The sequence below is a fragment of the Methylorubrum podarium genome (assembly GCF_022179745.1).
GTDB lineage: Bacteria > Pseudomonadota > Alphaproteobacteria > Rhizobiales > Beijerinckiaceae > Methylobacterium > Methylobacterium podarium.
The window spans coordinates 1-2,589 of sequence record NZ_BPRD01000245.1 but is presented as its reverse complement, the minus strand read 5'-3'; the positions used below and the strand labels follow the sequence as shown (position 1 = coordinate 2,589).

3 protein-coding genes are annotated in these 2,589 nt (G+C 72.7%); all 3 read right to left on the bottom strand.

The annotated features are described in order from the left end of the window. The coding region (locus MFF42_RS13095) for an efflux RND transporter permease subunit (RefSeq protein WP_238256115.1) at positions 1-894 on the bottom strand (894 nt) is incomplete at its 3' end. Between the two features lie 51 nt (positions 895-945). Further along, positions 946-2,187, bottom strand: a complete 1,242-nt coding sequence (locus tag MFF42_RS13090) for an efflux RND transporter periplasmic adaptor subunit (protein WP_238256114.1) — start codon at positions 2,185-2,187, stop codon at positions 946-948. Continuing rightward, the coding region (locus MFF42_RS13085; RefSeq protein WP_238256113.1) for a TetR family transcriptional regulator C-terminal domain-containing protein at positions 2,184-2,589 on the bottom strand (406 nt) is incomplete at its 5' end. The genes MFF42_RS13085 and MFF42_RS13090, both read right to left, overlap by 4 nt.

Sequence of the window (2,589 nt, the reverse complement as noted above, 5' to 3'; positions counted from 1 at the left end):
CGTCACCTCCGCCGACCTGGCGGGCGGGCGCGGCGAGGTCGGCGGACGCGAGCAGTCGATCCGGACGCTCGCCGCCTCGCGCACCATCCGCGACCTGAAGGCCACCTCCATCGTCCTGCCCGGCGGCCGCACCTTGCGGCCGCCGGGCAGGACGATGGAGGTGGCCTTCAGGTCGCGGATGGTGCGCGAGGCGGCGAGCGTCCGGATCGACTGCTCGCGTCCGCCGACCTCGCCGCGCCCGCCCGCCAGGTCGGCGGAGGTGACGCGCACCTGCCGGTTCACGTCCGCGGCGGTGATGCCGAGGGCGAGCAGCCGGTCGGGCAGCGGCGTGATGCGGATCTCGCGGGCGACGCCGCCGACGCGCTCGACGCCGCCGACGCCCTTCACCCCCTGGAGGGTACGGGCGACCTTGTCCTCGACGAACCAGGACAGGTCGGCGGGCGTCATGGCCGGCGATTTCACCCCGTAGATGAGGATCGGCAGGCCGGTGATCTCGACGCGCTGGATGATCGGCTCGTCGATGGTGCGGGGCAGGTTGATGCGGATCTTCGAGACCGCATCCTTCACGTCGTTGACGGCCCGGTCGGTGTTCACCTCGAGCCGGAACTCGACGGTGGTGACGGAGGACCCTTCGGTGATCGCCGAGGTGATGTGCTTGACGCCGCGCACGCCCGCGATCGAGTCCTCGACCCATTTCGTGACCTGGGTCTGCAACTCGGACGGGGCGGCACCGCCCTGGGTGATCGTCACCGAGACGATCGGCACGTCCACGTTCGGCATGCGGGTGACCGCGAGCCCCCGGAAGCTGACGAGGCCGAGCACCACCAGCACGAGGAACAGGACGAGGGGCGCGATCGGATTCCGGATCGCCCAGGCGGAGATGTTCAGGCGCATCGGGGCAACCCGTCAGAGAACCAGTTGGATGAGGCGGAGGCGGAGACCGCCTCAGCGCAGCGCGGCGTCGGCGGTGGCCCCCGGCGAGGGCGCGGACGAGGTCGCGGCCGGATTCCGGCCCTGGCGGGCGAGCGCCACGGGCCGGACGCGGTCGCCGTCGCGGAGGAAGCTGCCGGCGCGGGCCACGACCCGCTCGCCCTCCGACAGGCCGGAGCGGATCTCGATGTCGTCGTCGTCGGACAGGCCGGTGCGGACCTCGCGGGCCTCGACCTTGTCGTCCGCCACGACCAGCACGGAGCTGCGCTTGCCGCCGCCGTAGAGGACGGAGGCCTGGGGCACGGTGACGCCGCGGGTGCGGGCGAGTTCGACCGCACCGCGGGCGAAGGTGCCGATGCGCAGGCGCGGATCGGGATCGAGGCGCACCCGGACCTTGCCGAGCCGGCTCGCCTTATCGACCTCCGGATAGACCGCGCGGACGCCGCCCGCGACGCGCTCGCCCTCGCCGATCTCGATGAAGGCGGGGGCGCCCTCGCGCAGCAGCGGCAGCTTGGTCTCGATGACCTCCGCCTCCAGCTCGATCTCGCCGCGGGCGATCAGCCGGAACAGCGGCTCGGCCGACGAGGACGTCGCCATGCCGACCCGCGCCGTGCGGCGGCTGACGATGCCGGCTTCCGGCGCGCGGATCTCGGTGCGGGCGAGCCGCAGTTCGAGTTCGTCGCGCACGGCCCTGGCCTGCGCCAGCTCGGCGCGCGCCATGGCGAGCCCGTTGCGGGCGAAGGCCAGCTTGCCCTCCGCCTGCCGCAGGCCGGCGGTGCGGCCCTCCATGATCACGGCGGTGGTGTTGCCGGTCTGAATCAGCTGCTTGGCGCGGTCGTAGGCGAGGTGCGCTTCGAGTTCGGCGGCCTCCGCCTGCTCGATGTTGCTCTGGGCCTGCGGCACGGCGGCCGAGGCCTTGTCGATCAGCGCGTTCTGCTGGGCGAGCTGCCGGTCGATCAGGTCGCGGTTGAGGCGGGCCAGCACCTGCCCCTTCTCGACCCGCATGCCCTCCTCGGTCAGCAGCTCGACGAGGCGGTAGCCGTCGATCTCGGGGGTGACGAGGATCTCGTCGCGCGGCACCAGCGTGCCGGTGACGACGACGCTCTCGACGATCTCGCGCCGCTCGGCCTCGACCACGCTGACGGCGGGCGCCGGGGCGGTCTTCGCCGGGGGCGACGCGGTCTCGGCCCGAGCCGGAACGAATCCCGTCGCGGCGAGCAGGAGGGCAGGGAGGGCTAGGGTGCGTACGGCTCTCATCGGCCGGTCTCCTGGGCGAGCGGGGCCAGGGGAAGCGTGCCGGACAGGCCGGCATCGATCGCGGCCTGGAGCTGCGCCACGGCCGGGCCGGCGTCGTAATCGGCGTTCAGGGCCCGGCTCACGATCATCCCCTTCATCAGCGGTGCCACGGCATCGAACAGGGCGGCCGGGTCGCAGTCCGGCGAGGTCTTGATCGCGTCGAACATCGCGATGAGCCAGGTCCGGCCCTCCTCGTCGCCGCGCTCCACCATCGCCCCGATATCGGGATTGCGGGTCGACTCCGCCCAGACCGTTTCTTCCACGACATCACCCGCGAGGCGGCGATCCTGCGCCTCGACGTCTGGGCGGAGTCGACCCGCAATCCCGATATCGGGGCGATGGTGGAGCGCGGCGACGAGGAGG